This window comes from Limnohabitans sp. TEGF003 (assembly GCF_055395455.1).
This window is the reverse complement of sequence record NZ_AP029225.1, coordinates 2,981,731-3,005,303: the sequence shown is the minus strand read 5'-3', so window position 1 is coordinate 3,005,303 and position 23,573 is coordinate 2,981,731. Positions and strand designations below refer to the sequence as shown.

At 59.7% G+C, this 23,573-nt stretch carries 32 protein-coding genes; 27 read left to right on the top strand and 5 right to left on the bottom strand.

The genetic code is table 11. The features are described 5' to 3' along the window. The first annotated feature begins 9 nt into the window (after window positions 1-9). The 20 genes from ACZ5RT_RS14305 (at window position 10) to ACZ5RT_RS14210 (ending at window position 14,064) form a co-directional block, all read left to right on the top strand. On the top strand, window positions 10-1,125 hold the full coding sequence (locus ACZ5RT_RS14305; protein WP_464452903.1) for a VanZ family protein: 1,116 nt from the start codon (window positions 10-12) through the stop codon (window positions 1,123-1,125). Window positions 1,126-1,150: 25 nt separating this feature from the next. Beyond that, complete coding sequence (locus ACZ5RT_RS14300; RefSeq protein ID WP_416559769.1) at window positions 1,151-1,495, top strand: (2Fe-2S) ferredoxin domain-containing protein; 345 nt, start codon at window positions 1,151-1,153, stop codon at window positions 1,493-1,495. Then, on the top strand, window positions 1,495-2,121 hold the full coding sequence (locus tag ACZ5RT_RS14295; RefSeq protein WP_422172149.1) for an alpha/beta hydrolase: 627 nt from the start codon (window positions 1,495-1,497) through the stop codon (window positions 2,119-2,121). Before ACZ5RT_RS14300 ends, ACZ5RT_RS14295 begins: the two co-directional genes overlap by 1 nt. 46 nt (window positions 2,122-2,167) lie before the next feature. Then, complete coding sequence (locus tag ACZ5RT_RS14290) at window positions 2,168-3,325, top strand: D-alanyl-D-alanine carboxypeptidase family protein (RefSeq protein WP_464452902.1); 1,158 nt, start codon at window positions 2,168-2,170, stop codon at window positions 3,323-3,325. Window positions 3,326-3,462: 137 nt separating this feature from the next. Next, complete coding sequence (gene rpsL, locus ACZ5RT_RS14285) at window positions 3,463-3,840, top strand: 30S ribosomal protein S12 (RefSeq protein ID WP_011466063.1); 378 nt, start codon at window positions 3,463-3,465, stop codon at window positions 3,838-3,840. A 165-nt stretch (window positions 3,841-4,005) separates the two neighbouring features. Next, on the top strand, window positions 4,006-4,476 hold the full coding sequence (rpsG, locus tag ACZ5RT_RS14280; RefSeq protein ID WP_053172830.1) for a 30S ribosomal protein S7: 471 nt from the start codon (window positions 4,006-4,008) through the stop codon (window positions 4,474-4,476). A gap of 99 nt (window positions 4,477-4,575) precedes the next feature. Further along, a complete protein-coding gene (gene fusA / locus ACZ5RT_RS14275) occupies window positions 4,576-6,678 on the top strand; it encodes an elongation factor G (RefSeq protein WP_464452901.1) in 2,103 nt (700 codons plus the stop codon). Between the two features lie 150 nt (window positions 6,679-6,828). Continuing rightward, window positions 6,829-8,019 carry an elongation factor Tu gene (gene tuf / locus ACZ5RT_RS14270; RefSeq protein WP_291928994.1) on the top strand — a complete coding sequence of 397 codons (1,191 nt, stop codon included), beginning with the start codon at window positions 6,829-6,831 and terminating at the stop codon, window positions 8,017-8,019. Window positions 8,020-8,094: 75 nt separating this feature from the next. Beyond that, the gene (gene rpsJ / locus ACZ5RT_RS14265; protein ID WP_019426908.1) at window positions 8,095-8,409 is read left to right on the top strand and encodes a 30S ribosomal protein S10; all 315 of its coding nucleotides are present in this window, start codon (window positions 8,095-8,097) and stop codon (window positions 8,407-8,409) included. Window positions 8,410-8,591: 182 nt separating this feature from the next. Then, on the top strand, window positions 8,592-9,257 hold the full coding sequence (rplC, locus tag ACZ5RT_RS14260; protein ID WP_108428161.1) for a 50S ribosomal protein L3: 666 nt from the start codon (window positions 8,592-8,594) through the stop codon (window positions 9,255-9,257). Next, window positions 9,257-9,877 carry a 50S ribosomal protein L4 gene (rplD, locus tag ACZ5RT_RS14255; RefSeq protein WP_019426906.1) on the top strand — a complete coding sequence of 207 codons (621 nt, stop codon included), beginning with the start codon at window positions 9,257-9,259 and terminating at the stop codon, window positions 9,875-9,877. Before rplC ends, rplD begins: the two co-directional genes overlap by 1 nt. After that, complete coding sequence (gene rplW, locus ACZ5RT_RS14250; protein ID WP_053172819.1) at window positions 9,874-10,188, top strand: 50S ribosomal protein L23; 315 nt, start codon at window positions 9,874-9,876, stop codon at window positions 10,186-10,188. The genes rplD and rplW overlap by 4 nt, the downstream gene beginning before the upstream one ends. Before the next feature lie 2 nt (window positions 10,189-10,190). Next, on the top strand, window positions 10,191-11,015 hold the full coding sequence (gene rplB / locus ACZ5RT_RS14245; RefSeq protein WP_019426904.1) for a 50S ribosomal protein L2: 825 nt from the start codon (window positions 10,191-10,193) through the stop codon (window positions 11,013-11,015). Window positions 11,016-11,025: 10 nt separating this feature from the next. Then, window positions 11,026-11,304 carry a 30S ribosomal protein S19 gene (gene rpsS, locus ACZ5RT_RS14240; RefSeq protein WP_007847809.1) on the top strand — a complete coding sequence of 93 codons (279 nt, stop codon included), beginning with the start codon at window positions 11,026-11,028 and terminating at the stop codon, window positions 11,302-11,304. Window positions 11,305-11,313: 9 nt separating this feature from the next. Continuing rightward, complete coding sequence (gene rplV / locus ACZ5RT_RS14235; protein WP_019426902.1) at window positions 11,314-11,643, top strand: 50S ribosomal protein L22; 330 nt, start codon at window positions 11,314-11,316, stop codon at window positions 11,641-11,643. Between the two features lie 12 nt (window positions 11,644-11,655). Continuing rightward, entirely contained in the window at window positions 11,656-12,534 is an 879-nt protein-coding gene (rpsC, locus tag ACZ5RT_RS14230) for a 30S ribosomal protein S3 (protein ID WP_108428162.1), read from the top strand. 11 nt (window positions 12,535-12,545) lie between these two features. Continuing rightward, the gene (gene rplP / locus ACZ5RT_RS14225; RefSeq protein ID WP_108428163.1) at window positions 12,546-12,962 is read left to right on the top strand and encodes a 50S ribosomal protein L16; all 417 of its coding nucleotides are present in this window, start codon (window positions 12,546-12,548) and stop codon (window positions 12,960-12,962) included. 17 nt (window positions 12,963-12,979) lie between these two features. Continuing rightward, window positions 12,980-13,174 carry a 50S ribosomal protein L29 gene (gene rpmC, locus ACZ5RT_RS14220; RefSeq protein ID WP_108428164.1) on the top strand — a complete coding sequence of 65 codons (195 nt, stop codon included), beginning with the start codon at window positions 12,980-12,982 and terminating at the stop codon, window positions 13,172-13,174. Between the two features lie 9 nt (window positions 13,175-13,183). Continuing rightward, window positions 13,184-13,453, top strand: a complete 270-nt coding sequence (rpsQ, locus tag ACZ5RT_RS14215) for a 30S ribosomal protein S17 (protein WP_108428165.1) — start codon at window positions 13,184-13,186, stop codon at window positions 13,451-13,453. Window positions 13,454-13,557: 104 nt separating this feature from the next. Then, entirely contained in the window at window positions 13,558-14,064 is a 507-nt protein-coding gene (locus ACZ5RT_RS14210) for a peroxiredoxin (protein ID WP_291926771.1), read from the top strand. A gap of 60 nt (window positions 14,065-14,124) precedes the next feature. Here the strand turns inward: ACZ5RT_RS14210 and ACZ5RT_RS14205 are convergent, their stop codons facing one another. Together ACZ5RT_RS14205 and ACZ5RT_RS14200 are read right to left on the bottom strand one after the other, a co-directional pair. Next, window positions 14,125-14,610 carry a GNAT family N-acetyltransferase gene (locus ACZ5RT_RS14205; protein ID WP_422169549.1) on the bottom strand — a complete coding sequence of 162 codons (486 nt, stop codon included), beginning with the start codon at window positions 14,608-14,610 and terminating at the stop codon, window positions 14,125-14,127. A gap of 60 nt (window positions 14,611-14,670) precedes the next feature. Then, window positions 14,671-15,345 carry a cytochrome b/b6 domain-containing protein gene (locus ACZ5RT_RS14200; protein ID WP_464452900.1) on the bottom strand — a complete coding sequence of 225 codons (675 nt, stop codon included), beginning with the start codon at window positions 15,343-15,345 and terminating at the stop codon, window positions 14,671-14,673. An 87-nt stretch (window positions 15,346-15,432) separates the two neighbouring features. On the opposite strand from ACZ5RT_RS14200, the gene ACZ5RT_RS14195 reads away from it, so the two are divergent. Continuing rightward, window positions 15,433-15,885, top strand: coding sequence for a c-type cytochrome (locus tag ACZ5RT_RS14195; RefSeq protein ID WP_291926777.1), 453 nt, complete (start codon window positions 15,433-15,435; stop codon window positions 15,883-15,885). 36 nt (window positions 15,886-15,921) lie between these two features. Here the strand turns inward: ACZ5RT_RS14195 and ACZ5RT_RS14190 are convergent, their stop codons facing one another. Next, window positions 15,922-16,437 (bottom strand): TlpA disulfide reductase family protein, encoded by a 516-nt coding sequence (locus tag ACZ5RT_RS14190; protein ID WP_464452899.1) that lies wholly within the window; start codon window positions 16,435-16,437, stop codon window positions 15,922-15,924. Window positions 16,438-16,473: 36 nt separating this feature from the next. Between ACZ5RT_RS14190 and ACZ5RT_RS14185 the strand changes: the two genes are divergently transcribed. After that, window positions 16,474-17,136: a DUF4197 domain-containing protein gene (locus tag ACZ5RT_RS14185; RefSeq protein ID WP_108428169.1), complete on the top strand. Its 663-nt coding sequence runs from the start codon at window positions 16,474-16,476 to the stop codon at window positions 17,134-17,136. Between the two features lie 40 nt (window positions 17,137-17,176). Here ACZ5RT_RS14185 and ACZ5RT_RS14180 read toward each other — a convergent pair whose 3' ends face one another. Continuing rightward, window positions 17,177-17,905 (bottom strand): alpha/beta fold hydrolase, encoded by a 729-nt coding sequence (locus ACZ5RT_RS14180; RefSeq protein WP_464452898.1) that lies wholly within the window; start codon window positions 17,903-17,905, stop codon window positions 17,177-17,179. Further along, complete coding sequence (locus ACZ5RT_RS14175) at window positions 17,905-19,149, bottom strand: CaiB/BaiF CoA transferase family protein (RefSeq protein WP_464452897.1); 1,245 nt, start codon at window positions 19,147-19,149, stop codon at window positions 17,905-17,907. Before ACZ5RT_RS14175 ends, ACZ5RT_RS14180 begins: the two co-directional genes overlap by 1 nt. A 53-nt stretch (window positions 19,150-19,202) precedes the next feature. Here ACZ5RT_RS14175 and ACZ5RT_RS14170 point away from each other — a divergent pair, with 53 nt between their 5' ends. Genes ACZ5RT_RS14170 through ptsP form a run of 5 tightly spaced genes read left to right on the top strand, consistent with a single transcriptional unit; the run spans window position 19,203 to window position 23,509 of the window. After that, window positions 19,203-19,751: a hypothetical protein gene (locus ACZ5RT_RS14170; protein WP_422169554.1), complete on the top strand. Its 549-nt coding sequence runs from the start codon at window positions 19,203-19,205 to the stop codon at window positions 19,749-19,751. Continuing rightward, window positions 19,748-21,025, top strand: a complete 1,278-nt coding sequence (locus tag ACZ5RT_RS14165; protein ID WP_422169555.1) for an MFS transporter — start codon at window positions 19,748-19,750, stop codon at window positions 21,023-21,025. Before ACZ5RT_RS14170 ends, ACZ5RT_RS14165 begins: the two co-directional genes overlap by 4 nt. 13 nt (window positions 21,026-21,038) lie before the next feature. After that, window positions 21,039-21,482, top strand: coding sequence for a PTS sugar transporter subunit IIA (locus ACZ5RT_RS14160; RefSeq protein ID WP_108428173.1), 444 nt, complete (start codon window positions 21,039-21,041; stop codon window positions 21,480-21,482). After that, window positions 21,451-21,720: an HPr family phosphocarrier protein gene (locus ACZ5RT_RS14155; RefSeq protein ID WP_291926788.1), complete on the top strand. Its 270-nt coding sequence runs from the start codon at window positions 21,451-21,453 to the stop codon at window positions 21,718-21,720. Before ACZ5RT_RS14160 ends, ACZ5RT_RS14155 begins: the two co-directional genes overlap by 32 nt. Window positions 21,721-21,760: 40 nt before the next feature. Continuing rightward, window positions 21,761-23,509 carry a phosphoenolpyruvate--protein phosphotransferase gene (gene ptsP, locus ACZ5RT_RS14150; protein ID WP_291926790.1) on the top strand — a complete coding sequence of 583 codons (1,749 nt, stop codon included), beginning with the start codon at window positions 21,761-21,763 and terminating at the stop codon, window positions 23,507-23,509. The last annotated feature ends 64 nt before the right edge of the window (window positions 23,510-23,573 follow it).

Genomic DNA, 23,573 nt, shown 5'->3' with positions numbered 1-23,573 from the left:
GAGCCGGGCATGCGCACCACGCCTTCGCGCAGAACGGCCGCCTGGCCCCTGGTCTGGATCTATGCGGTCCTGATCGTTTATGCCAGTCTTTATCCTTTTGACGGCTGGCGCATCCAGGGCATCGCCCCCTGGGCCTTTTTGACGGCCCCTTTGCCGCGCTATTGGACAGGCTTTGATGTCTTGTCCAATGTGGCCGGCTATGCGCCTTTCGGGTTTTTGATGGCGCTGGCGGTGCACCGAACCCGCGACCGCTGGCCCGCCATTGCCATGAGCACGCTCGCGGCAGCGCTGCTGTCCTTGACGATGGAGTCCATGCAGATGTTTTTGCCTGTGCGGGTCCCGTCCAATGTGGACGCCGCCTTGAACATCTCCGGTGCATTTCTGGGGGCCGCCATGGCCAGTGCTTTGGAGCGGGTGGGCTTGCTGGACCGCTGGAGCCGCTTTCGTGACCGTTGGTTTGTCTCCGACGCCAGTGGTGCCATGGCTTTGTTGGCCGTGTGGCCTGTGGCCTTGTTATTCCCGGCACCTGTGACCTTTGGTTTGGGGCAGGTGCTTGAGCGTGTGGAGACCGCACTGGCCCATGTGCTGCAAGACACCCCTTGGCTGGAGTGGCTGCCCCTGCGCGAGGTGGAGCTGCAGCCCTTGTTGCCCGTGAGCGAAATCCTGTGTGTGGCGATTGGCTTGCTGCTGCCCTGCCTGTTGGCTTTCGGGGTGTTGCGCCTGTGGGGGCAGCGCATGGTGGTGGCAGCGTTGTTGGTGGGTGTGGGTTTTGGGGCCAGTGCTTTGTCAGCGGCGCTCACCTATGGCCCTGCCCACGCGTGGGGCTGGGTCAGCACCGAGGTGCTGGCAGGCCTGGTGCTGGCGATTGTCGCCATGGTGGCGCTGTCGTTTTGTGCGGTGCGGGTGTGTTGGGTGCTGGCGCTGGCGGCCTTGGTGTGGCAGTTGAGCCTGCTCAACAACGCCTCGGCCGACGCCTACTTTGCCTTGACCTTGCAAACCTGGGAGCAGGGCCAGTTCATCCGTTTTCATGGCCTGAGCCAGTGGCTGGGTTGGTTGTGGCCTTATGCCCTGCTGGCGTACCTGATTCAGCGCTTGTCGTCGCCCGGCCTTACGAGAGATACGTGATCAGGTCCGGACCTAGAATTCGGACATGACCATTGAAAATTCCAGTCCTTATTTCAAGCGCCACATCTTTTTTTGCCTCAACGAGCGCAAAAACAACGAGGCTTGCTGTGCCCAGCAGGGCGCGCAAGCCGCTTTTGACCATTGCAAACAACGCGTCAAGGCACTGGGCTTGGCGGGGCCCGGGCAGGTGCGGGTCAACAAGGCCGGTTGCATGGACCGCTGCGCTGGCGGCCCGGTCGCTGTGGTCTATCCCGAAGGCGTCTGGTACACCTATGTGGACCAGGCCGACATCGACGAAATCGTCGAGTCGCATCTGCAGAACGGCCAGGTCGTGACGCGGTTGGTCACGCCTGAGCACCTGGGGCGCTGATGAATTCGGCCACCCAATCCCTGACGCTGCAAGGGCCTGCCGGTGCCATCGAGGCTTTGCGTGACGCCCCTGCGCCAGACGCGATCCGGGGGACTGCCGTCATCGCACACCCGCACCCCTTGTTTGGCGGCACCATGCAAAACAAGGTGGTGCAGACGCTGGCCCGTGCGTTTGTGCAGTGTGGCTGGCAGGCGGTGCGCTTCAACTTCCGGGGGGTGGGGGCCAGTGCGGGCACGTACGACGAGGGGCGCGGCGAAGCCGCAGACATGCTCGCGGTGATCGAACAGGTGGCACCCTCGGGGCCTTTGGCGCTGGCGGGTTTTTCCTTTGGGGCCTTTGTGACCAGCCATGTGGCCCGGACACTGAGCCCCGAACGCACCCCGGACAAGCTGGTGCTGGTGGGCACAGCCGCTTCGCGCTTTGAGGTGGCACCGGTCGCGCCCGAGCTGCACGAGGCGACCCTGTTGCTCCATGGGGAACAAGACGATACGGTGCCTCTGGCCAGTGTGATGGACTGGGCTAGGCCGCAGTCCTTGCCGGTCACGGTCATTCCCGGGGTGGCGCATTTCTTTCACGGACAGCTGCCCCTGCTCAAAAATTTGGTGGCCAGGCACCTTCGCGCCTGATGCCCGGTGCACCGCAGCAGGGTGCGCCCAGACGATCAAGATCCGCATGACAACTTCATTGAAAACCCTGGCCCTGGCTTTCCTGGCAGCCTTGACTTGGAGCGTTCAGGCGCAAATGCCCCAGCCTCCCGAGGTGGCGGCCAAAGCTTATTTGTTGATCGATGTCACCGCCAACCAGGTGCTGGCGGCCAAAGACCCGGACATGGCGGTGGAGCCCGCCTCGCTGACCAAATTGATGACGGCTTACCTGGTGTTCGATGCCCTGAAGTCACGCAAGATCGACCTCAAGCAAACCCTGCCCGTGTCGGAGCGGGCCTGGAAGATGCCGGGTTCGCGCATGTTCATTGACCCCAAGATGCGGGTGCCCGTCGAAGACCTGATCAAGGGCATGGTGGTCCAGTCGGGCAACGATGCCACCGTGGCCCTGGCCGAAGGGGTGGGCGGCAGCGTGGAGCGCTTTGTGCAACTGATGAACGACCAGGCCAAAGTCCTGGGGATGAAGAACACCACTTATCGCAACCCGGAGGGTCTGACGGAGGCGGGCCACACCACCACGGCGCGTGACTTGGGCCTTCTGGCCAGCCGCTTGATGCGGGATTTCCCCGAATTCGTGCCCTATTACGCCATCAAGAAGTACCGCTACGAAGGCACCCCCGCAGCCAACGACAGCAACCGCAATTTGCTGCTGTTCCGTGACCCCACCGTGGACGGCCTGAAAACAGGGCATACCAACGCAGCCGGTTATGGCTTGGTGGCCACGGCCAAGCGGGAATTCGCCAACATTGGCCAACGGCGTCTGTTGTCGGTCGTTTTGGGGGCTGACAGTGAAAACGCACGGGCCAACGAAAGCCAGAAGCTCCTCAACTGGGGTTACACCGCCTTCGATGCGGTCAAACTCTTCGAGGCCGGTCAGGCCATCGTCAGCCCGACTTTGTGGAAAGGCAAGTCGCCGGTCTTGAAACTGGGGTCTTTGCAGCCGCTGGTGGTGGCCGTGCCCGCAGGTTCTGCCGCCCAGATCAAAACCCAGGTGTCCCGCCCGGACCCGCTGGTGGCACCTTTCAGCAAGGGCCAGACCGTGGGCGCATTGAAGGTGTTGCGCGGGGACCAGGCCTTGTTGGAGGTTCCCTTGGTGGCGCTGGAGGCGGTCGAGGAAGCCGGCGTTCTGGGCCGCGCCTGGGACGCGGTGCGTCTGTGGATCAAGTGAGCGCTGGCCGTCTCTTTGGGCCAAATTGTGGATAACTTGCCACCCGAGCGCCAGGCGGTTATACTGGCGGGCTTTTCCGCTTTTGGGGCGGAGAAGTTTCTTTTGTCCAATTCCAACGTTTAGGGACGTTACAAACAATGCCAACCATCAATCAATTGGTGCGTCAGGGGCGCGAGGTCGAAACGATCAAGTCCAAAAGCCCTGCGATGCAAAACTCTCCACAGCGTCGTGGTGTCTGCACCCGTGTGTACACCACAACGCCTAAAAAGCCTAACTCCGCTCTGCGTAAAGTGGCCAAAGTGCGCTTGACCAACGGTTTTGAGGTCATCTCCTACATCGGCGGTGAAGGCCACAACCTGCAGGAACACTCTGTTGTTCTGGTGCGCGGTGGTCGTGTCAAGGACTTGCCAGGTGTGCGTTACCACATCGTGCGCGGTTCGCTCGACTTGCAAGGCGTGAAAGACCGCAAGCAGTCGCGCTCCAAGTACGGTGCGAAGAAGCCAAAGGCCAAGTAAGCCCTTTGGGGTTGAAATTTTTCGGTGCTGTTTCCCGCGTGGCGCGGTGATCCAGCGAAGTGACCCGAAGCCCGGAATCGTCCAGGTGGGTCGAGTAAGTGAGCTGTTTTGAATAACGCTCGCGGTGTCTGAAAAGATGCCAACTGAAGCAATATGAGGTGAAATATGCCACGTCGTCGCGAAGTCCCTAAACGTGAAATCCTGCCGGATCCCAAGTTCGGCAATGTCGAGCTCTCCAAGTTCATGAACGTGATCATGGAAGGCGGCAAGAAAGCTGTCGCAGAACGCATCATTTATGGTGCTCTGGACACCATGGAAAAGAAAACAGGAAAAGACCCTGTGGAACTCTTCTCCATCGCCATCAACAACGTCAAGCCCATGGTGGAAGTGAAATCCCGCCGCGTGGGTGGTGCGAACTATCAGGTGCCTGTTGAAGTGCGCCCTGTTCGTCGCCTGGCCCTGTCGATGCGCTGGATCAAGGAAGCCGCTCGCAAGCGCGGTGAAAAGTCGATGGCCCTGCGTTTGGCCAACGAATTGCTCGAGGCCAACGAAGGCCGTGGTGGCGCCATGAAAAAGCGTGACGAAGTTCACCGCATGGCCGAAGCCAACAAGGCGTTCTCGCACTTCCGCTTCTGATGCACAAGGGCTTCACACAGAAGCCCGACACGTTCAGAAGCCAGCCCGCTGGCCCCATTTGGGGTGGCGGGCTTTGGTACTTAATCTTTGGAGAAATAAATGGCTCGCACTACCCCCATCGAGCGCTATCGCAACATTGGTATTTCGGCTCACATTGACGCCGGCAAGACCACGACGACTGAGCGTATCCTTTTTTATACCGGCGTGAACCACAAGATTGGTGAAGTGCACGACGGCGCTGCCACCATGGACTGGATGGAGCAAGAGCAAGAGCGTGGCATCACGATCACCTCGGCGGCCACCACCTGCTTCTGGAAGGGCATGGACAACTCCTTCCCCGAGCACCGCTTCAACATCATCGACACCCCCGGCCACGTGGACTTCACCATCGAGGTGGAGCGTTCCATGCGCGTGCTGGACGGTGCCTGCATGGTCTACTGCGCTGTGGGCGGCGTGCAGCCCCAGTCCGAAACCGTGTGGCGTCAGGCCAACAAATACAGGGTGCCACGTCTGGCCTTTGTGAACAAAATGGACCGCACGGGTGCCAACTTCTTCAAAGTCGTTGAGCAGATGAAGCTGCGCCTCAAAGCCAGCCCTGTGCCGATCGTGATCCCGATTGGTGCGGAAGACAACTTCACCGGCGTGGTCGACCTGATCAAGATGAAGGCCATCATCTGGGACGAAGCTTCCCAGGGCATGAAGTTCACCTTCGAAGACATCCCTGCCAACTTGCTCGAGACCGCCAAAGAGTGGCGCGAGAAGATGGTCGAAGCGGCTGCTGAAGCCTCTGAAGACATGATGAACAAGTACCTGGAAGAAGGCGACTTGTCGGAAGAAGAAATCAAGCGCGGCATCCGTATCCGCACTTTGGCTTCCGAAATCCAGCCCATGTTCTGCGGCACCGCTTTCAAGAACAAAGGCGTGCAGCGCATGTTGGACGGCGTGATCGACTTCCTGCCATCGCCTCTGGACGTGAAAGCCATCAAGGGTTTTGACGAAGAAGAAAAAGAAGTCACCCGCAAGGCCGACGACGAAGAGAAGTTCTCTGCGTTGGCGTTCAAGCTGATGACCGACCCGTTTGTGGGTCAACTGACTTTCGTGCGCGTGTATTCCGGCGTCCTGAAAAAGGGCGACACCGTGTACAACGCGGTGCGCGGCAAGAAAGAGCGTATCGGCCGTATCGTGCAAATGCACGCCAACAACCGTGAAGAAGTCGACGAGATCCGTGCGGGCGACATCGCCGCTTGCGTGGGCTTGAAAGACGTCACCACCGGCGAAACCTTGTGCGATCCCAACTCTGTGATCACGCTCGAGCGCATGGTGTTCCCCGACTCCGTGATTCGCCAGGCGGTGGAGCCCAAGTCCAAAGCCGACCAGGAAAAGATGGGCATCGCCCTGTCGCGTCTGGCCGCTGAAGATCCATCTTTCCGCGTGCAAACCGACGAAGAATCCGGCCAGACCATCATTGGTGGTCAGGGCGAATTGCACCTGGAAATCATCGTGGACCGCATGAAGCGCGAATTCGGTGTGGAAGCCAACGTGGGCAAGCCGCAAGTGGCTTACCGCGAAACTATCCGCAAGACCGTCGAAGAAGCCGAAGGCAAGTTCGTGCGTCAGTCCGGTGGTAAGGGCCAATACGGCCACGTGGTTCTGAAGGTCGAACCTCAGGAGCCAGGCAAGGGCTTTGAGTTCGTTGACGCCATCAAGGGCGGTGTGGTTCCTCGCGAATACATCCCTGCGGTGGAAAAAGGCGTGATCGAAGCTTTGGGTCAAGGCGTTTTGGCGGGCTACCCTGTGGTGGACGTCAAGGTCACCCTGCACTTCGGTTCGTACCACGACGTGGACTCGAACGAAATGGCCTTCAAGATGGCCGCCATCTTTGGTTTCAAAGAAGGTTGCCGCAAAGCCAACCCCGTGATTCTGGAGCCCATGATGGCTGTGGAAGTCGAGACCCCAGAAGACTACGCCGGTAACGTGATGGGCGACTTGTCCTCACGCCGTGGCATGGTCCAGGGCATGGACGACATGGTCGGTGGCGGCAAGGCCATCAAGGCCGAGGTGCCACTGTCCGAGATGTTCGGTTACTCGACCACCCTGCGCTCCATGTCGCAAGGTCGCGCCACCTACACGATGGAATTCAAGCACTACGCTGAAGCTCCGAAGAACGTGGCTGACGCCATCGTTGCCGCTCGTGCCAAGTGATGAAGCGGGCACCCGGTGACGGGTGCCCTTTTTCGCTTTTCAAGAACTGTCTGCGATCAAGTGCCACTCTGTGCCCGTGCGGAGTGATCCAGCAACCTGATGCAAACATTAAACCAACACACGGGCATTGCTCTTTTTAAGGATTGAAAAATGGCTAAGGAAAAATTCGAACGGACCAAACCCCACGTGAACGTGGGCACCATCGGTCACGTTGACCACGGCAAAACCACACTGACTGCCGCCATCACCACCGTGCTGGCTGCCAAGTTCGGCGGTGCTGCCAAAGCGTACGACCAGATCGACGCGGCTCCCGAAGAAAAAGCCCGTGGTATCACGATCAACACCGCTCACGTCGAGTACGAGACCGAGAACCGTCACTACGCGCACGTGGACTGCCCAGGCCACGCTGACTATGTGAAGAACATGATCACCGGTGCTGCCCAGATGGACGGCGCTATTTTGGTTTGCTCCGCTGCTGACGGCCCCATGCCCCAGACCCGTGAGCACATCCTGTTGGCCCGCCAGGTGGGCGTGCCTTACATCATCGTGTTCCTGAACAAGTGCGACATGGTGGATGACGCCGAGCTGTTGGAGCTGGTCGAGATGGAAGTTCGCGAACTCCTGTCCAAGTACGACTTCCCAGGCGACGACACACCGATCGTTCAAGGTTCCGCCAAGCTGGCGCTGGAAGGCGACAAGGGCCCGCTGGGCGAGCAGGCCATCATGAAGCTGGCCGAGGCTCTGGACACTTACATCCCGACACCTGACCGTGCCGTAGACGGCGCATTCCTGATGCCCGTGGAAGACGTGTTCTCCATCTCCGGTCGCGGCACCGTGGTGACTGGCCGTATCGAGCGCGGCATCATCAAGGTCGGCGAAGAAATCGAAATCGTCGGTATCAAGGACACCGTCAAGACCACTTGCACAGGCGTGGAGATGTTCCGCAAGCTGCTGGACCAAGGTCAAGCTGGCGACAACGTCGGTATCTTGCTGCGCGGCACCAAGCGCGAAGACGTCGAGCGCGGCCAAGTGTTGTGCAAGCCCGGCTCGATCAAGCCGCACACCCACTTCACGGGCGAGATCTATGTCTTGTCCAAAGACGAAGGTGGCCGTCACACGCCTTTCTTCAACAACTACCGTCCCCAGTTCTACTTCCGTACAACGGACGTGACCGGTGCGATCGAGTTGCCAGAAGGCAAAGAGATGGTGATGCCAGGTGACAACGTGTCGATCACTGTGAAGCTGATCAACCCCATCGCGATGGAAGAAGGTCTGCGTTTCGCTATCCGCGAAGGTGGCCGTACCGTCGGCGCTGGCGTGGTTGCCAAGATCATCGCTTAATTCTTTTGTGGATCGGTGGCGCGGGGGCTGTGCCCTTGCGCTGCGACAAGCAAACACTCACCACAAGGAATTGACATGTCATCCAAGCAAAAAATCCGCATCCGCCTGAAGGCGTTTGATTACAAACTGATCGACCAGTCCGCTGCCGAGATCGTTGACACCGCCAAGCGCACCGGCGCGATTGTCAAGGGCCCCGTGCCTTTGCCAACACGCATGAAGCGTTTTGACATCCTGCGCTCGCCGCACGTCAACAAGACCAGCCGTGACCAGTTGGAAATCCGCACCCACCAGCGTTTGATGGACATCGTGGACCCCACAGACAAAACTGTGGACGCCCTGATGAAGCTCGACCTGCCTGCTGGCGTGGACGTCGAAATCAAGCTGCAGTAATGCGGTTTGGGGTGGCCGACAGGCCATCCAAAAACTTGAAACAAGGCCCGATTTGCCAGAAATGGCGAGTCGGGCTATAATTTCAGGCTCACCTCTTTTGGGGTGAGATTTATTAACAGTCTTTCACACACCAAACGGGGCTGCCAATTGAAGTGGCCTCGGTGAAAGTTTTGGAGAAAACAATGAGTCTGAGCAACTCCCTCGGGTTGCTGGGCCGCAAGGTGGGCATGATGCGTCTGTTCACTGATGATGGGGATTCCGTTCCTGTCACAGTGCTGGATGTGTCCAACAACCGTGTATCCCAGGTCAAAACCCAAGAGAACGATGGCTATGTCGCTTTGCAAGTGACATTTGGTGCCCGCAAGGCATCGCGCGTGACCAAGCCCATCGCTGGTCACCTGGCCAAAGCCGGTGTTGAAGCCGGTGAAATCATTCAAGAATTCCGCGTGACCGCCGACACGGCTGCCCAGTACGCCGCTGGCGCGACTGTGCCCGTGGCTGCCGTGTTTGCTGTGGGCCAGAAAGTGGACGTGCAAGGCACTTCCATCGGTAAAGGCTTCACCGGCACGATCAAGCGTCACAACTTCAAATCGCAGCGCGCATCGCACGGTAACAGCCGTTCGCACAATGTGCCTGGTTCGATTTCGATGGCGCAGGATCCTGGCCGTGTGTTCCCTGGCAAGAAAATGTCGGGTCACCTCGGTGATGTGACTTGCACCACCCAGAACCTGGCCGTCATCCGCGTTGACGAAGCCCGTGGTCTGTTGATGATCAAGGGTGCCATTCCCGGTTCCAAAGGTGGTTTCGTGACCGTGCGTCCCGCCATCAAAGCTAAAGGAGCGAACTGATGCAGCTCGAACTCCTGAACGACCAAGGTCAAGCCGCTTCCAAAGTGGATGCGCCCGAGACTGTGTTCGGTCGTGAATACAACGAAGCCCTGATTCACCAGATCGTGGTGGCTTATCAGGCCAATGCCCGTCAAGGCACCCGCGCCCAAAAGGACCGTGAACAAGTTCACCACTCCACCAAAAAGCCTTTCAAACAAAAAGGCACTGGTCGCGCTCGTGCTGGTATGACTTCCTCGCCTCTGTGGCGTGGCGGTGGTCGGATTTTCCCGAACATGCCCGACGAAAACTTCACCCAGAAGATCAACAAGAAGATGTACCGTGCCGGTATGGCTTCGATCTTCTCGCAGCTGGCCCGCGAAGGCCGCCTGGCTGTGGTGGATTCCTTCAAGGTTGAGACACCTAAAACCAAGCAGCTCGCTGCCAAGTTCAAGGCCATGAGTCTCGACAACGTGCTGGTGATCGCCGACGAAGTCGACGAAAACCTGTACCTGGCATCGCGCAACCTGATCAACATCCTGATTGTTGAGCCCCGTTACGCCGATCCCGTGTCTTTGGTGAACTTCAAGAAAGTCCTCGTGACCAAAGGTGCCATGGACAAACTCAAGGAGATGTTTGCATGAGCGCCGTGAAGTTTGACGAAGGTCGTCTGATGTCCGTGCTGGTTGCGCCCATTGTGTCCGAAAAGGCCACCATGGTTGCAGAAAAATCCAACGCTGTGACATTCAAAGTGCTGCAGGACGCTACCAAGCCTGAAATCAAAGCCGCTGTGGAATTGATGTTCAAGGTCGAGGTCAAAGGCGTCTCTGTGGTGAATACCAAGGGCAAGACCAAGCGTTTTGGCAAGACCATTGGCCGCCGCGATAACGTTCGCAAGGCTTATGTCACGCTGCAACCAGGTCAAGAGCTGAACCTGTCCGGGGAGGCCGCGTAATCATGGCTGTCATCAAGATCAAACCGACATCCCCAGGCCGTCGTGGCGTGGTGAAAGTCACGCGTGACCACCTGCACAAAGGTGAAGGCTACGCGCCATTGCTGGAACCCCAGCACCAGAAGTCTGGCCGTAACAACAACGGTCACATCACCACACGCCACAAAGGCGGTGGTCACAAGCACCACTACCGCGTGGTGGATTTCAAGCGCAACAAAGATGCGATCCCGGCCAAGGTCGAGCGCATCGAGTACGACCCCAACCGTACTGCGCACATTGCTTTGCTGTGCTACGCCGATGGCGAGCGCCGTTACATCATTGCCCCCCGTGGCATTGAGGCCGGTGCGACCCTGATGTCGGGCGCTGAAGCCCCGATCCGCGCTGGCAACACTTTGCCTATCCGCAACATCCCCGTGGGTTCGACCATCCACTGCATCGAGCTCAAGCCCGGTGCTGGTGCTCAGATCGCCCGCTCGGCTGGTGCTTCGGCCACTTTGCTGGCTCGCGAAGGCATTTACGCTCAAGTGCGCATGCGCTCCGGTGAGGTTCGCAAGATCCACATCGAATGCCGTGCAACCATTGGTGAAGTCGCCAACGAAGAGCACAGCCTGCGCCAATTGGGCAAGGCCGGTGTCAAACGCTGGATGGGTATCCGCCCAACCGTTCGTGGCGTGGCCATGAACCCAGTGGATCACCCGCACGGTGGTGGCGAAGGCCGTACCGGCGAAGGCCGTCATGCAGTAGACCCGTGGGGCAACCTCACCAAGGGCTACCGTACCCGTAACAACAAGCGCACACAGGTCATGATCGTGTCGCGTCGCAAGAAGTAAGGGTTAGACAATGACACGCTCTCTCAAAAAGGGTCCATTCGTTGACCACCACTTGTTGGCCAAGGTTGAAAAAGCCGTTGCCACCAAAGACAAAAAGCCCGTCAAGACATGGTCGCGTCGCTCCATGGTCCTGCCCGATTTCATCGGTCTGACCATCGCCGTTCACAACGGCAAGCAACACGTTCCTGTGTATGTGACCGACCAGATGGTTGGCCACAAATTGGGCGAATTCGCACTGACCCGCACCTTCAAGGGTCACCCTGCGGACAAAAAAGTCCAGAAGAAATAAGGAAAGACCATGGAAACACGTGCAGTCCTCCGGGGCGTCCGTTTGTCGGTCGATAAAGGCCGCCTGGTCGCCGATTTGATTCGCGGTAAAAAAGTGGATCAAGCTCTGAACATCCTGACTTTCACGCAGAAAAAAGCTGCGGGCATCGTCAAGAAGGTTCTGGAGTCCGCCATCGCCAACGCTGAACACAACGACGGCGCCGACATCGACGAGTTGAAGGTGAAAACCATCTACGTCGAACAAGGCACTACGCTCAAGCGTTTCACCGCCCGCGCCAAAGGCCGTGGCAACCGCATCAGCAAGCCCACATGCCATGTGTATGTGACGGTCGGCAATTAATCAGGAAGAACTATGGGACAGAAAATCCATCCTACCGGTTTCCGCCTGGCTGTCAGCCGTAACTGGGCAAGCCGCTGGTACGCGAGCAACAAAGACTTCGCCGGCATGCTGGCCGAAGACATCAAGGTGCGTGAGTACCTCAAGGCCAAGCTCAAGAACGCCGCGGTTTCCCGCGTGCTGATCGAGCGTCCTGCCAAGAGCGCCCGCATCACCATCTTCTCGGCTCGTCCAGGCGTGGTGATCGGCAAGAAAGGCGAAGACATCGAGTTGCTCAAAAAGGAACTCGCTGCCCGTCTGGGCGTGCCTGTCGCAGTCAACATCGAAGAAGTGCGCAAGCCTGAAATCGATGCCCAACTGATCGCAGACAGCATTACCCAACAGCTCGAAAAGCGGATCATGTTCCGCCGTGCCATGAAGCGTGCCATGCAAAACGCCATGCGTCTGGGTGCCCAAGGCATCAAGATCATGTCGGCTGGCCGTTTGAACGGTATCGAAATTGCGCGTACCGAGTGGTATCGCGAAGGCCGTGTGCCATTGCACACCCTGCGCGCTGACATCGATTACGCCACGTCCGAAGCCAAGACCACCTACGGCATCATCGGTGTCAAGGTCTGGGTCTACAAGGGCGACACACTGGGCCGCAATGACGCACCTGCACTGGCCGAGCCACGTGCCGAAGAAGAGCGTCGTCCACGTGGTCCACGTCGTGATGCCCGTCCTGGTGAGCGCCCAAGTGGCGACCGCCGTGGTGGCCCACGTCGTCCCGCAGGCACCAACACAGCACCCACCGACGGCAGCGACAAGCCTGCCGGCGCGGGTGGTGATGCCAAACCCGCCGTTAAGCGCGTACGCACAGTCGCCGCGCCAGCTGCAGCAGCTGACGGTCAATAAGGAGTAACAACATGCTGCAACCTGCTCGCAGAAAGTTCCGCAAGGAACAGAAAGGCCGCAACACCGGCATCGCTACCCGTGGCAACACGGTGGCGTTCGGTGACTTCGGCCTGAAGTCCACAGACCGTGGCCGTCTGACGGCCCGCCAGATCGAAGCCGCACGCCGTGCGATTTCCCGTCACGTCAAGCGTGGCGGCCGTATCTGGATTCGTGTGTTCCCCGACAAGCCGATTTCCACCAAGCCTGCTGAAGTGCGTATGGGTAACGGTAAAGGTAACCCCGAGTACTATGTGGCCGAAATCCAACCCGGTAAGGTGCTCTACGAAATCGTGGGCGTGCCTGAAGAGTTGGCCCGTGAAGCCTTCAAATTGGCCGCTGCCAAGTTGCCCCTGCGCACCACGTTTGTGGCGCGCATGATTGGCCAATAATTCAGGAGAAACAAGAAATGAACGCTGCTGAATTGCGCCAAAAAGACGTTGCTGGTATCAAGGACGAGATCAAAGCGCTGCAAAAAGCCCACTTTGGCCTTCGTATGCAAAAAGCCACGCAACAACTCGGCAACACCGGTACGCTGAGCCAGACTCGCCGTGCCATCGCCCGTGCCAAAACCATCCTTGCCCAAAAGCAAGCCGCCAAGTAAGGAGTGACCATGACGGAAGCTAAAACATCCCTCAAGCGCACCTTGATTGGCAAGGTGGTCAGCGACAAGCGCGCCAAGACCGTGACCGTGCTGGTCGAGCGTCGTGTGAAACACGCCCTCTACGGCAAGATCGTGGCCAAGTCGAGCAAGTACCACGCGCACGACGAGACAGGTCAATACCACCTGGGCGACACCATCGAAATCACGGAAAGCCGTCCGATTTCGAAGACCAAAAACTGGGTGGCTACGCGCCTGGTTCAGAAAGCTGCATCGGTCTGAGCCCAAAAGCCCGACTTCTGCAAACTTTCAAAAAACGACCCACAATGGTGGGTCGTTTTTTTTTACCCCGGCAATATCGCCACATCAAAAATAAGGAGCACAACATGATCAAAGTCGGAGACACCTTGCCAGCGGCCACGCTGATGGAATACGTCGAAGTGGAAGGCAATGGTTGCAGCATTGGCCCCAACCCTGTGGATGTGGCCAAAGCCACTGCGGGCAAAACCATCGCCTTGTTTGCATTGCCAGGCGCTTTCACGCCCACCTGCTCGGCCAAACATGTGCCGGGTTATGTGGAAAACCACGATGCCCTGAAGGCCGCTGGCGTGGACGAAATCTGGTGCGTGAGCGTCAATGACGCATTCGTCATGGGCGCCTGGGCGCGCGATCAGAAAACCGGCAACAAAGTGCGCATGCTGGGCGACGGCAGTGCAGAGTTCAGCAAGGCCACGGGTCTGACCCTTGACCTGACAGCGCGTGGCATGGGTTTGCGCAGCAACCGCTACTCGATGCTCGTGAAAGACGGCAAAGTCGTCACCTTGAACGTGGAAGGTCCTGGCAAATTTGAAGTCAGTGACGCGGCCACCTTGCTGGCCCAAGCCAAAGCTTGAACCACCGCAGCATGACAAAAAAGGGACCGCAGGTCCCTTTTTTGTGGCGAGTCGCTGGGCTCAGTCGATGTCGACCTTGAGGTAGTGCGCGCCAGCGTATGGGTTGTGATAGTAGGGCGGAATTTCGACAAAGCCCAGGTCTTCGTACAAGGCCCGCGCCGACTCCATGTCATCGAGGGTGTCAAGCAAGACGCAGCTGTAACCCGATTTGCGCGCCGCATCGAGGATACCCTCCGTCAATTGCCGACCGAGTCCCAAACCCCTGAAGGGGGGGCGCACATACAGGCGTTTCATTTCTGCCGCATTGCTGTAATCGGAGCCATCCAGCGGACGCAAGGCACAACACCCGGCCAAAGCACCGTCAACCCAGGCCAATAAGAGCGCACCGCGAGGCTCGGCATAGTCGCCGGGCAAAGCTTTCAGCTCGTCCTCAAAGCCCTGGAAACACAGGTCCACTTTCAGGCTCGCTGCATATTCCTGAAAGATGACACGGGTCGCTTCCCAGTCAGCGACGCTGGCCGGTTGCAACAATTGAATGGTCGACATGAACAAGGCAGACCAGAAAAAAAGAAGACAACAGTGTAGCCGCAGCGCAAAAGGGCGAAGTCAAGCGCCTAAAGAGACCAGCCCGAAAACCGCCAAGACCGATATGGCCAACAGCAGCAAGGCCATGGCTCGGGACGGACCGTTGTCGCGAGTGGCGGTTGTCTCATGAGGCAAGGCTTTGTCGCCATGCCACATCGCCGAGACCAATGCTTGCCGCTTGCGCCATGTGTACCAAGCCAGGGCCAGTAAATGCAGAACCACAAGAAAGATCAAAATGGTTTTGCCCCAGCCTTTGTGCCAACTCGTGGCCCAACTGACCCAGGATGCAGTCACCAGCGAGGACAAGGGCCCCATGTTGGCGATTTCATCATCACTGATGAGACCGGTGCTCCCCTGCAGGGCCAGCACCAGGAGCAAAGCCAACACCGACCACGAACCCAAAGGGTTGTGGCCTGCAAAGTGGCGGCTCGGATGACGTCCTTGGACATAAGCCCAAACGCCTGCAGGTTGCAGGGGAAATTGTGTCCAGCGCGACCAATGCCCCCCCAAGAAGCCCCAGAGGATTCGGAACAACAAAAGACCGAGCACGGCATAACCCAACCGAAAATGCCAAATCATGGCCTGACCACCCACATTGCCCGTGATGACCAAGCCCAACACACAGGCGGTGAGGCCCCAGTGAAAAAGACGGGTGGGCAAATCCCAAATGCGGATGCGGACCATAAGGACTTTCATGGATGCTGGTGAAACAAAAACGTGCGAGACTGCCATGCATCCGGGACAACAGCCTGGAGTTGTCCATCACCCCTTTTGGAGTCGAGCATGAAAACAATGTCCAGTCTGTTCGGTGTCGCCATGGCCGTGGCCGCGACCTTACCTGCCCACGCGCAGTTTGCCAAGCCGGAGGATGCGGTCAAGTATCGCAAAGCCAGCTTCACGGTGATGGCTGCCCACTTTGGCCGTTTGGGTGCAATGGCCAACGGACGCGCGCCCTATGACGCCAAAATGGCCGCTGAAAATGCGGATGTGGTGCTGACGCTGTCCAAATTGCCATGGGCCGCGTTTGGCGAAGGCACGGACAAAGGCGATACGCGCGCCAAACCGGAAATCTGGAAAGAGGCCGCGAAGTACAAAGACGCGGCAGACAAGATGCAGGCCGAAATCGGCAAATTGAATGTGGCAGCCAAGTCAGGCAACATCGATGCCCTCAAAGCGGCTTTTGGCCCTGCGGCTGCATCGTGCAAAGCCTGTCACGACAACTTCCGAAAAGACTGAAGAAGCGCTCAGCAGCGGGCCAGCGGTCCTGCTTGTTCAGGATTCGGCCAGTAACTTGTCGATCAGCTTGTGCAGTTCGGCAAAGTCGGGGGTGCCCACAAACCGTTTGACGATCTCCCCCCGCTTGTTGACGAGGAAAGTGGTGGGCGTGAGCTTGACGTCGCCCCATTCGCGGGCCACCGCACCGGTGTTGTCAATGGCGACCTGGAAGGGCAGCTGACGCGATTGGGCGAAATTGACCACGTAGCTGGGCGGGTCGTAGCTCATGGCCACGGCCAAAGTGACGTAGCCCCGGTCCTTGTACTTGTTGTAAGTGGCTACAAGTTCTGGCATCTCGGCCACACAGGTGGTGCAGCTGGTGGCCCAGAAATTGACCAGAGATACTTTTCCTTGCAATTGTTGGGTGCTGAGGGTGCTGCCATCGAGCAAAACAAAGGAAGATTGGGGTGCGCGTTCACCTGCACACCCCCACAGGGACAACAAAAGTCCAAGTGTGGCAAGCGCATTCAATACACGACGGCTCACAGGCTGCAGATTCCAGGGAGTTTTCATATGCATCTTCATCGAAGAAAGTTTAATACGTTTGCCATGTCCGCAGGCGCCTTGGTCATTGTGCCCGTACAGGCGCAGGGTTTGGCTGCGCTCACATCGGCCGATGCGTCCAGAGGGCTGAAACAGGCGTTGCAAAAAGGTGGCGAAGTGGCTGTACAGCTGCTGGGTGCACATGATGGCTTTTGGGGCAACGACAAAGTGCGCATCGCATTGCCAGATGCGGTTAACAAAGCGGGCAAGCTGCTCAAGTCTTTGGGCATGGGCCAGCAGCTGGATGAGCTGAATTTGCAAATGAACCGCGCCGCAGAAGCCGCTGTGCCTAAAGCCCAAAAATGGCTGACGCAAGCCATCGAGACCATGAGTGTGCAAGACGCCAAAAGCATCTTGCAAGGTGGAGACGATTCGGTGACGCAGTTTTTTGCCAGCAAGACGCGTGAACCATTGACCGTGGAGTTCATGCCCACGGTCAAGCAATCGTTGGAAAAACTCGGGGTGGTGAATCAGTTCAATGCGGTGGCCGTCAAACTCACCGGCATGGGGCTGTTGGACAAGGACAAAGCCAAATTGGAGACGCACGTCACGGCCAAAACCCTCGATGGTCTGTACTTCATGATCGGCGAAGAGGAAAAGAAAATCCGACAAAACCCTGCGCAGGCCGGCAGCGCCATCTTGACCAAAGTCTTCGGTGCCCTGCGCTGATCGGTCACATCAGGACCGGCCTTCAGGGCTTGCGAGCTTGTCAAACGAGGGTCTGCAAGAGCTTGAGCAAACCTTGGGGGTCACTGACCATGGGGTCATGACCGGTGTGCATCTCCAGCACTTGTGAGCCCGGCAACCAGGCGCCGTCCCAGAATTTGGGGTCCACCATGCGCAGGCGGCTGACATCGATGGTGCCCAAAGGCGGGGCGGTGCAGTTGATGAAGGTGCGCGGCACTTGAGCCACACGCTGTGGGTCAAAGTCGAGCACCTGGGTGTAAGGGCCACCCGGGTGCGGGGTTTGACGCCTTTGCACCCAGGCGTGGTCGGCATCGCTCAAGCCAAAAACCGAAGGGTCTGGCGCAGGAAATGCGTGCAAGGGGTCGGCTTGTGATGCGGCGATGCGGGCATTGCGGGTGGCGCTGGCGTGCGTGCTGCTCCAGCTTTCGCCCGGTTTGGGCAGCACGGCGTCCAGATACACGAGGTGGCGCAGGCGCTCGGGCCTGCGGTCGGCCACCGCCGTGCCCAGCATGCCTGCGTACGAGTGCACCACCAACACCACCTCGTTCATTTCTTCGGCGTCCATGGCGGCCATCACGTCGGTGATGTGGGTTTCCAGATCGATGCCTGGGTGGAGCAGGTGAGCGCGCTCGCCCACCCCGGTCAGGGTGACGGCATGGGCACGGTGGCCGGCTTGGTACAGACCTGGCAAGACACGTTGCCAGCACCAAGCCCCGTGCCAAGCGCCGTGCACCAGCAAAAAGTTGGCCATCAGATCACCCCTTTGCCGCGCAGCGGACCCAGTTGTTCGGCGGACCAGCCCAGCACTTCGGTCAGGACTTCGGCCGTGTGCTGGCCCAGCATGGGCGGTGGCAAGTCCCGGCGCACGGGGGTGCGGCTCATCTTGATCGGGCTGGCCACCAGCTTCAGGTCGGGTTTGACCGGGTGTTGCCATGACTGCACCATGCCGCGAGCCGCGACTTGCGGGTCCACAAAGACCTCGCTCAGGGTGTTGATCGCCCCGCAAGGCACTTTGGCGGCTTCGAGTGCCGCCAGCCAGTCGGCCTTGGTTCGGGTTTTGAGGATGCCCTCCAAGAGGGGCACCAAGGTGGCGCGGTGGCGAACCCTATCGGCGTTCAGGGCATAGCGCGGGTCCTGCGCCAGCTCGGGGCAGCCAGCCACGGCGCAGAACTTGGCAAACTGCCCATCGTTGCCCACCGCCAGGATCAGGTGGTCGCGGCTGCCAGGCGCTGCACCGGGTGGGGCCATGACTTCAAACACCTGGTAGGGCACGATGTTCTGGTGCGCGTTGCCGGCGCGTCCCGGCGTTTTGCCGCTGACCAGGTAATTGGAGCCCAAATTGGCCAGCATGGCGACCTGCGTGTCGAGCAAGGCCATGTCGACATGCTGGCCTTCACCCGTGCGCTCGGCGTGGCGCAATGCCGCCAGGATCGCCACCGTGGCGTACATGCCGGTGAACAGATCGGCCACGGCCACGCCCACTTTTTGCGGGCCACCGCCCAGGTCGTCACGCTCGCCGGTCACACTCATCAAGCCGCCGATGCCTTGCACCGCATAGTCGTAGCCTGCTCGCTCGCGGTAAGGCCCGGTCTGTCCAAAGCCCGTCACGCTGCAATAGACCAGCTTGGGGTTCAGCGCACTCAGGCTGGCATAGTCCAGCCCGTAGCGGGCCATGTCGCCGACCTTGAAATTCTCTACAAACACGTCGCAGTGCCGAACCAGTTCGCGGATCAGCGCCTGGCCTTCGGGTTGAGCGATGTCACACGTCACCGATCGCTTGTTGCGGTTGGCGCCAAGATAGTAGGCGGCCTCAGCGGTGTCCTGGCCCTGGGCATCTTTCAAAAAGGGAGGCCCCCAGGTACGGGTGTCGTCGCCCGTACCGGGGCGCTCGATCTTGATCACATCGGCCCCCAGATCGGCCAAGGTCTGGGTACACCAGGGGCCCGCCAGTACGCGGGAGAGGTCGAGAACGCGGATGCCGTCGAGTGAATTCATGCGGCACATTGTCGCCAAAACCCAATGCGGCCGCTGATCAGGATAATCACCCCATGCGAATCTTTTCTCCGGCCTTGACAGCCAGCCTGGTGTGTGCCCTGACTTTGAGTGCTTGCAGCCCCGACCAGAACTGGCGTGACATCACTTTGGAGGGCACCAGCCTGAAGGCCCAGCTGCCCTGTAAACCCGACCGCACCACCCGCAGCGTGCCCCTGGGCGGTGTGCCTGTGGACTTGCACGTGGTGGGCTGCGAAAGCGGCAGTGCCATGGTCGCCGTCATGACGGCTTCCTTGCCGGCCGGCACCGATGCCAGCGCGGTGATGGCCGCCTGGCAAAAAGCCACCCTGGACAATGCCCGCGTGTCCCAGCCCTTGGCGGCCGGGCAGCAGCAGGCCTGGTTGCGGCCCGGCCAGTTGCCCTTGGCGACCTCTGTGCGTGTCCAAGCGACGGGTCAGCGGGCCAATGGCGAGCCGGTGAAGATGGACGCCGTGTGGGGTGCCGTGGCCGAAGGTGATCGGGTGCGATTGCTTCATGCCGTGGTGTATGACCGCAACATCGCAGCAGAGCTGGCCAACACCTTGTTTGATGGAGTCAAGCCATGAGCGCTGCCACCATGACCACCAACACGTTGGCGCACCCCGACCACTTGCCACGCCGCATGGCGGTGGTGGTGTTTCTGGCCTTTGCGCTGGCCTATTTTTTCTCTGCCCTGGTGCGGGCCATCACGGCCACTTTGTCGCCCACCTTGACCAGCGAATTCAACCTGAGTGCGCAGGACCTGGGCTTGCTGGCGGGGGGGTACTTTTTGGGCTTTTCGCTGACGCAGCTGCCCTTGGGGCGCTGGCTGGACCAACACGGCCCCAAAAAAGTCATCCTGGCCTTTTTGATGTTCGCGGTGCTGGGTTGCCTGGCTTTTGCCTGGGCGGGCAGCTTTCATGGCCTGCTGGCTGCGCGGGTGTTGTGTGGCATGGGCGTGAGCGCTTGCCTGATGGCGCCCCTGACCGGCTACCGGCGCTGGTTTGATGCCAGCACCCAACTGCGCACCAACTCCTGGATGCTGATGACCGGCTCTTTGGGCATGCTGGCCGCCACCTTGCCAGTGCAGTGGCTCATGCCCATTTGGGGCTGGCGTGCCCTGTTTGTCATGCTGGGCGTGATGATCGCCATCGCCATGCTCTTGATTGCCTTGGTGGTGCCGGTTTGGCAAAAGGCGACTCCCAAGGCCAGCACGCCACAGTCGACATCTGAGGACGATGGCAGTTACCGCGAAATCTGGCGCAGTGCTTATTTTTGGCGCATGACGCCGATCGGCTTTTTCACCTACGGCGGCATGGTGGCCATCCAAACCTTGTGGGCGGGCCCCTGGATGACCCAAGTGGCCGGATGGACTGCTGGCGAAGCGGCTCAGGGTTTGTTCCTCATCAACCTGGCCATGCTCGTGAGTTTTTGGCTGTGGGGCTTGATCACACCGGGGCTGGCGCGCAAGGGCATCCCGGTCGAGCGCCTGATTGCCTGGGGCGTTCCCTTGAGCTTTTTGGTGATTGGTGCCTTGGTCTGGATGGGACCCGCCGTGGGCGACGGTGCTGCCGTGGGGGTGGCCTTGCTGTGCGTGACCAGCACTTTTGTGGCACTGGCCCAGCCAGCCGTGGGCATGGCCTTTCCGTCACATCTGGCCGGTCGCGCGCTGTCGGCCTACAACCTGGTGGTGTTTGCCGGGATCTTCGTGGTCCAGTGGGGCATCGGCTTGCTGGTCGACGCAGGCCTGGGCATCGGCTTGACCAAGCCTGCCGCCTACCAGGCCGCGCTGGCCAGCTTTGGCATTTGCTCCGTGCTTTCCTGGTTGTACTTCTTGCTGAAAAAGCCGGTTCAGCCCTGATAATCAAAACCTCATGATCGGCATCCTCATCATTGCTCACGCCCCATTGGCCAGCGCCTTGCGCGACTGTGCCTTGCACGTTTTTCCGGACTGTGCCGCCGGGGTTCTGGCGATCGATGTGTTGCCCAATGATGCGCCAGAAGCCAGTCTGGTCAAGGCACGTGAGGCCATTGGCGCCCTGAACACGTCCGAAGTGCTTTTACTCAGCGATGTTTTTGGCGCGACCCCTTGCAACGTGGCCCAACAACTCAACGACGGCCTGCACACGCGGCTGGTGGCGGGTGCCAATTTGCCCATGCTGCTGCGCAGCGTCTGCTACCGCCACGAAAGCCTGGAGGCCTTGGCCACCCGCGCACAGGCTGGCGGCACGCAAGGCGTGATGCCCGTGGGCAGCACCGCTCCCCAAAATCAAACAGGAAAGAGACATGCCCCAAGCCACCACGACCATCAGCAATAAACTGGGTTTGCACGCCCGGGCCTCGGCCAAGCTGACCAAGTTGGCTGGCAGCTTTCCATGCGATGTCTGGATGAGCAAGGGCGAGCGCCGCATCAATGCCAAAAGCATCATGGGCGTGATGATGCTGGCCGCCGGGCTGGGCAGCGAAGTGCTGCTGGAAACCTCGGGTGAGCGCGAGCAGGAGGCGCTCGATGCGTTGCTGGCGCTGATCGCCGATAAATTCGGCGAAGGCGAGTGAAGGTGTTGTTGCTGCCCCAAAAGCCCATGGAGCGCCTGCGATGACTTTCAGCATTCATGGTTTGGCAGTGGCCCGGGGCATTGCCATTGGCCGTGCTGTGCTGGTGGCCTCCAGCCGCGTCGATGTGGCGCACTACTTCATTCAGGCCGAACAGGTGCCAGCCGAGATCGAGCGCATGCGTTCTGCACGCGATGCCGTGATCGACGAGCTGCAGCGCTTGCAACGCGACATGCCCAAGGACGCGCCACACGAGTTGGCCGCCTTGCTTGACGTGCACCTGATGCTGCTGATGGACGACGAGCTCAATGCCAGCGTGGCGCACTGGATCAAGGACCGCCTGTACAACGCGGAATGGGCGCTGACCAGCCAGCTCGAAATCATTGCGCGCCAGTTTGACGAGATGGACGACCCGTATCTGCGCGAGCGAAAGGCCGATGTGGAGCAGGTCGCGGAGCGTTTGCTGCAAAGCCTCAAAGGGACGGGCTCACTGGTGGCCAAGGTCGCCCGCCCGGCCAGACCTCAGCAAGAGCTGCAGCTGGGTGACACCGATGTGCCTTTGGTGTTGGTGGCCCACGATTTGTCGCCTGCCGACATGCTGCAGTTCAAGCAAAGCATCTTCACCGGCTTTGTGACCGATGTGGGCGGCAAAACCTCGCACACGGCCATCGTGGCGCGCAGTCTGGACATTCCGGCTGTGGTGGGTGCCCGCACCGCCAGCCAGCTGATCAAACAAGACGACTGGGTCATCATCGACGGCGATGCGGGTGTGGTCATCGTCGATCCGTCGCCCATCATCCTGGCCGACTATGGGTTCAAGCAACGCCAAGGTGATCTGGAGCGGGAACGTTTGGCCCGTTTGCGCCACACCCCGGCGATCACGCTGGACGGCCAGAAAATCGAATTGCTGGCCAACATCGAGATGCCGGAGGACACGGGCGCGGCCATCACGGCCGGGGCGGTGGGCGTCGGTTTGTTCCGCAGCGAATTTTTGTTCATGGGTCGCCAGGGCGATTTGCCGGGTGAGGACGAGCAATACGAGGCTTACCGTCGTGCGGTGGATGGCATGAATGGCTTGCCGGTCACCATCCGCTCGGTCGATGTCGGGGCGGACAAACCCCTGGATGAAGCGCGCCACGATGCGGCGCACCTGAACCCTGCCTTGGGCTTGCGGGCCATCCGGTGGAGTCTGGCCGACCCCGCCATGTTTTTGACACAGCTGCGGGCCATTTTGCGTGCGGCCGCCCATGGCAAAGTCAATCTGCTCATCCCCATGCTGGCCCACGGCAGCGAGATTCGCCAAACCATGGCCTTGATCGACCAGGCCCGCCAGGAGCTGGATCGCCGTGGCGTGGCCTATGGTCCGGTGCGCCTGGGGGCCATGATCGAGATCCCGGCGGCTGCCTTGTCTGTGCGCCTGTTCCTCAAGTACTTTGACTTCTTGTCGATCGGCACCAACGACCTGATCCAGTACACCTTGGCGATTGACCGTGCCGATGAGTCGGTGGCGCATTTGTACGACCCGCTGCACCCCGCCGTGCTGGGCCTGATTGCCGACACCATTGCCGAGTGCGATCGGCAGGGCAAGGGCGTGTCGGTGTGTGGCGAAATGGCGGGCGATGTGGCCATGACCCGCTTGCTGCTGGGTCTGGGTTTGCGCAGTTTTTCGATGCACCCGTCGCAAATCCTCTCGGTCAAGCACCAAGTGCTGCGCTCAGACACCGCCAAGCTGGCGCTGTGGGCTGCGCAAGTATTGGCTTCGGACGATCCCGCCAGCCTGATGCCGCGCTGAGGACGCGCGTCAGGCCACCCCAGGCCTTGTTCATTGCGAGGGTCCGGCAGAGCGAGTTGTGAGA

Bases quoted from the DNA above. Each gene is read 5' to 3' on its own strand.
- rpsG (WP_053172830.1), top strand. From the start codon at position 4,006: ATGCCACGTCGTCGCGAAGTCCCTAAACGTGAAATCCTGCCGGATCCC.
- ACZ5RT_RS14200 (WP_464452900.1), bottom strand. From the start codon at position 15,345: ATGAAAGTCCTTATGGTCCGCATCCGCATTTGGGATTTGCCCACCCGT.
- rpsL (WP_011466063.1), top strand. From the start codon at position 3,463: ATGCCAACCATCAATCAATTGGTGCGTCAGGGGCGCGAGGTCGAAACG.
- ACZ5RT_RS14195 (WP_291926777.1), top strand. From the start codon at position 15,433: ATGAAAACAATGTCCAGTCTGTTCGGTGTCGCCATGGCCGTGGCCGCG.
- ACZ5RT_RS14160 (WP_108428173.1), top strand. From the start codon at position 21,039: ATGATCGGCATCCTCATCATTGCTCACGCCCCATTGGCCAGCGCCTTG.
- rpsS (WP_007847809.1), top strand. From the start codon at position 11,026: ATGACACGCTCTCTCAAAAAGGGTCCATTCGTTGACCACCACTTGTTG.
- rpsQ (WP_108428165.1), top strand. From the start codon at position 13,184: ATGACGGAAGCTAAAACATCCCTCAAGCGCACCTTGATTGGCAAGGTG.
- rplW (WP_053172819.1), top strand. From the start codon at position 9,874: ATGAGCGCCGTGAAGTTTGACGAAGGTCGTCTGATGTCCGTGCTGGTT.
- ACZ5RT_RS14205 (WP_422169549.1), bottom strand. From the start codon at position 14,610: ATGTCGACCATTCAATTGTTGCAACCGGCCAGCGTCGCTGACTGGGAA.
- ptsP (WP_291926790.1), top strand. From the start codon at position 21,761: ATGACTTTCAGCATTCATGGTTTGGCAGTGGCCCGGGGCATTGCCATT.
- ACZ5RT_RS14305 (WP_464452903.1), top strand. From the start codon at position 10: ATGCGCACCACGCCTTCGCGCAGAACGGCCGCCTGGCCCCTGGTCTGG.
- ACZ5RT_RS14155 (WP_291926788.1), top strand. From the start codon at position 21,451: ATGCCCCAAGCCACCACGACCATCAGCAATAAACTGGGTTTGCACGCC.
- ACZ5RT_RS14295 (WP_422172149.1), top strand. From the start codon at position 1,495: ATGAATTCGGCCACCCAATCCCTGACGCTGCAAGGGCCTGCCGGTGCC.
- ACZ5RT_RS14170 (WP_422169554.1), top strand. From the start codon at position 19,203: ATGCGAATCTTTTCTCCGGCCTTGACAGCCAGCCTGGTGTGTGCCCTG.
- tuf (WP_291928994.1), top strand. From the start codon at position 6,829: ATGGCTAAGGAAAAATTCGAACGGACCAAACCCCACGTGAACGTGGGC.
- ACZ5RT_RS14180 (WP_464452898.1), bottom strand. From the start codon at position 17,905: ATGGCCAACTTTTTGCTGGTGCACGGCGCTTGGCACGGGGCTTGGTGC.
- rpsJ (WP_019426908.1), top strand. From the start codon at position 8,095: ATGTCATCCAAGCAAAAAATCCGCATCCGCCTGAAGGCGTTTGATTAC.
- ACZ5RT_RS14185 (WP_108428169.1), top strand. From the start codon at position 16,474: ATGTCCGCAGGCGCCTTGGTCATTGTGCCCGTACAGGCGCAGGGTTTG.
- ACZ5RT_RS14290 (WP_464452902.1), top strand. From the start codon at position 2,168: ATGACAACTTCATTGAAAACCCTGGCCCTGGCTTTCCTGGCAGCCTTG.
- rplD (WP_019426906.1), top strand. From the start codon at position 9,257: ATGCAGCTCGAACTCCTGAACGACCAAGGTCAAGCCGCTTCCAAAGTG.
- ACZ5RT_RS14165 (WP_422169555.1), top strand. From the start codon at position 19,748: ATGAGCGCTGCCACCATGACCACCAACACGTTGGCGCACCCCGACCAC.
- fusA (WP_464452901.1), top strand. From the start codon at position 4,576: ATGGCTCGCACTACCCCCATCGAGCGCTATCGCAACATTGGTATTTCG.
- ACZ5RT_RS14210 (WP_291926771.1), top strand. From the start codon at position 13,558: ATGATCAAAGTCGGAGACACCTTGCCAGCGGCCACGCTGATGGAATAC.
- rplV (WP_019426902.1), top strand. From the start codon at position 11,314: ATGGAAACACGTGCAGTCCTCCGGGGCGTCCGTTTGTCGGTCGATAAA.
- ACZ5RT_RS14190 (WP_464452899.1), bottom strand. From the start codon at position 16,437: ATGAAAACTCCCTGGAATCTGCAGCCTGTGAGCCGTCGTGTATTGAAT.
- rpsC (WP_108428162.1), top strand. From the start codon at position 11,656: ATGGGACAGAAAATCCATCCTACCGGTTTCCGCCTGGCTGTCAGCCGT.
- rplC (WP_108428161.1), top strand. From the start codon at position 8,592: ATGAGTCTGAGCAACTCCCTCGGGTTGCTGGGCCGCAAGGTGGGCATG.
- rplB (WP_019426904.1), top strand. From the start codon at position 10,191: ATGGCTGTCATCAAGATCAAACCGACATCCCCAGGCCGTCGTGGCGTG.
- rpmC (WP_108428164.1), top strand. From the start codon at position 12,980: ATGAACGCTGCTGAATTGCGCCAAAAAGACGTTGCTGGTATCAAGGAC.
- ACZ5RT_RS14175 (WP_464452897.1), bottom strand. From the start codon at position 19,149: ATGAATTCACTCGACGGCATCCGCGTTCTCGACCTCTCCCGCGTACTG.
- ACZ5RT_RS14300 (WP_416559769.1), top strand. From the start codon at position 1,151: ATGACCATTGAAAATTCCAGTCCTTATTTCAAGCGCCACATCTTTTTT.
- rplP (WP_108428163.1), top strand. From the start codon at position 12,546: ATGCTGCAACCTGCTCGCAGAAAGTTCCGCAAGGAACAGAAAGGCCGC.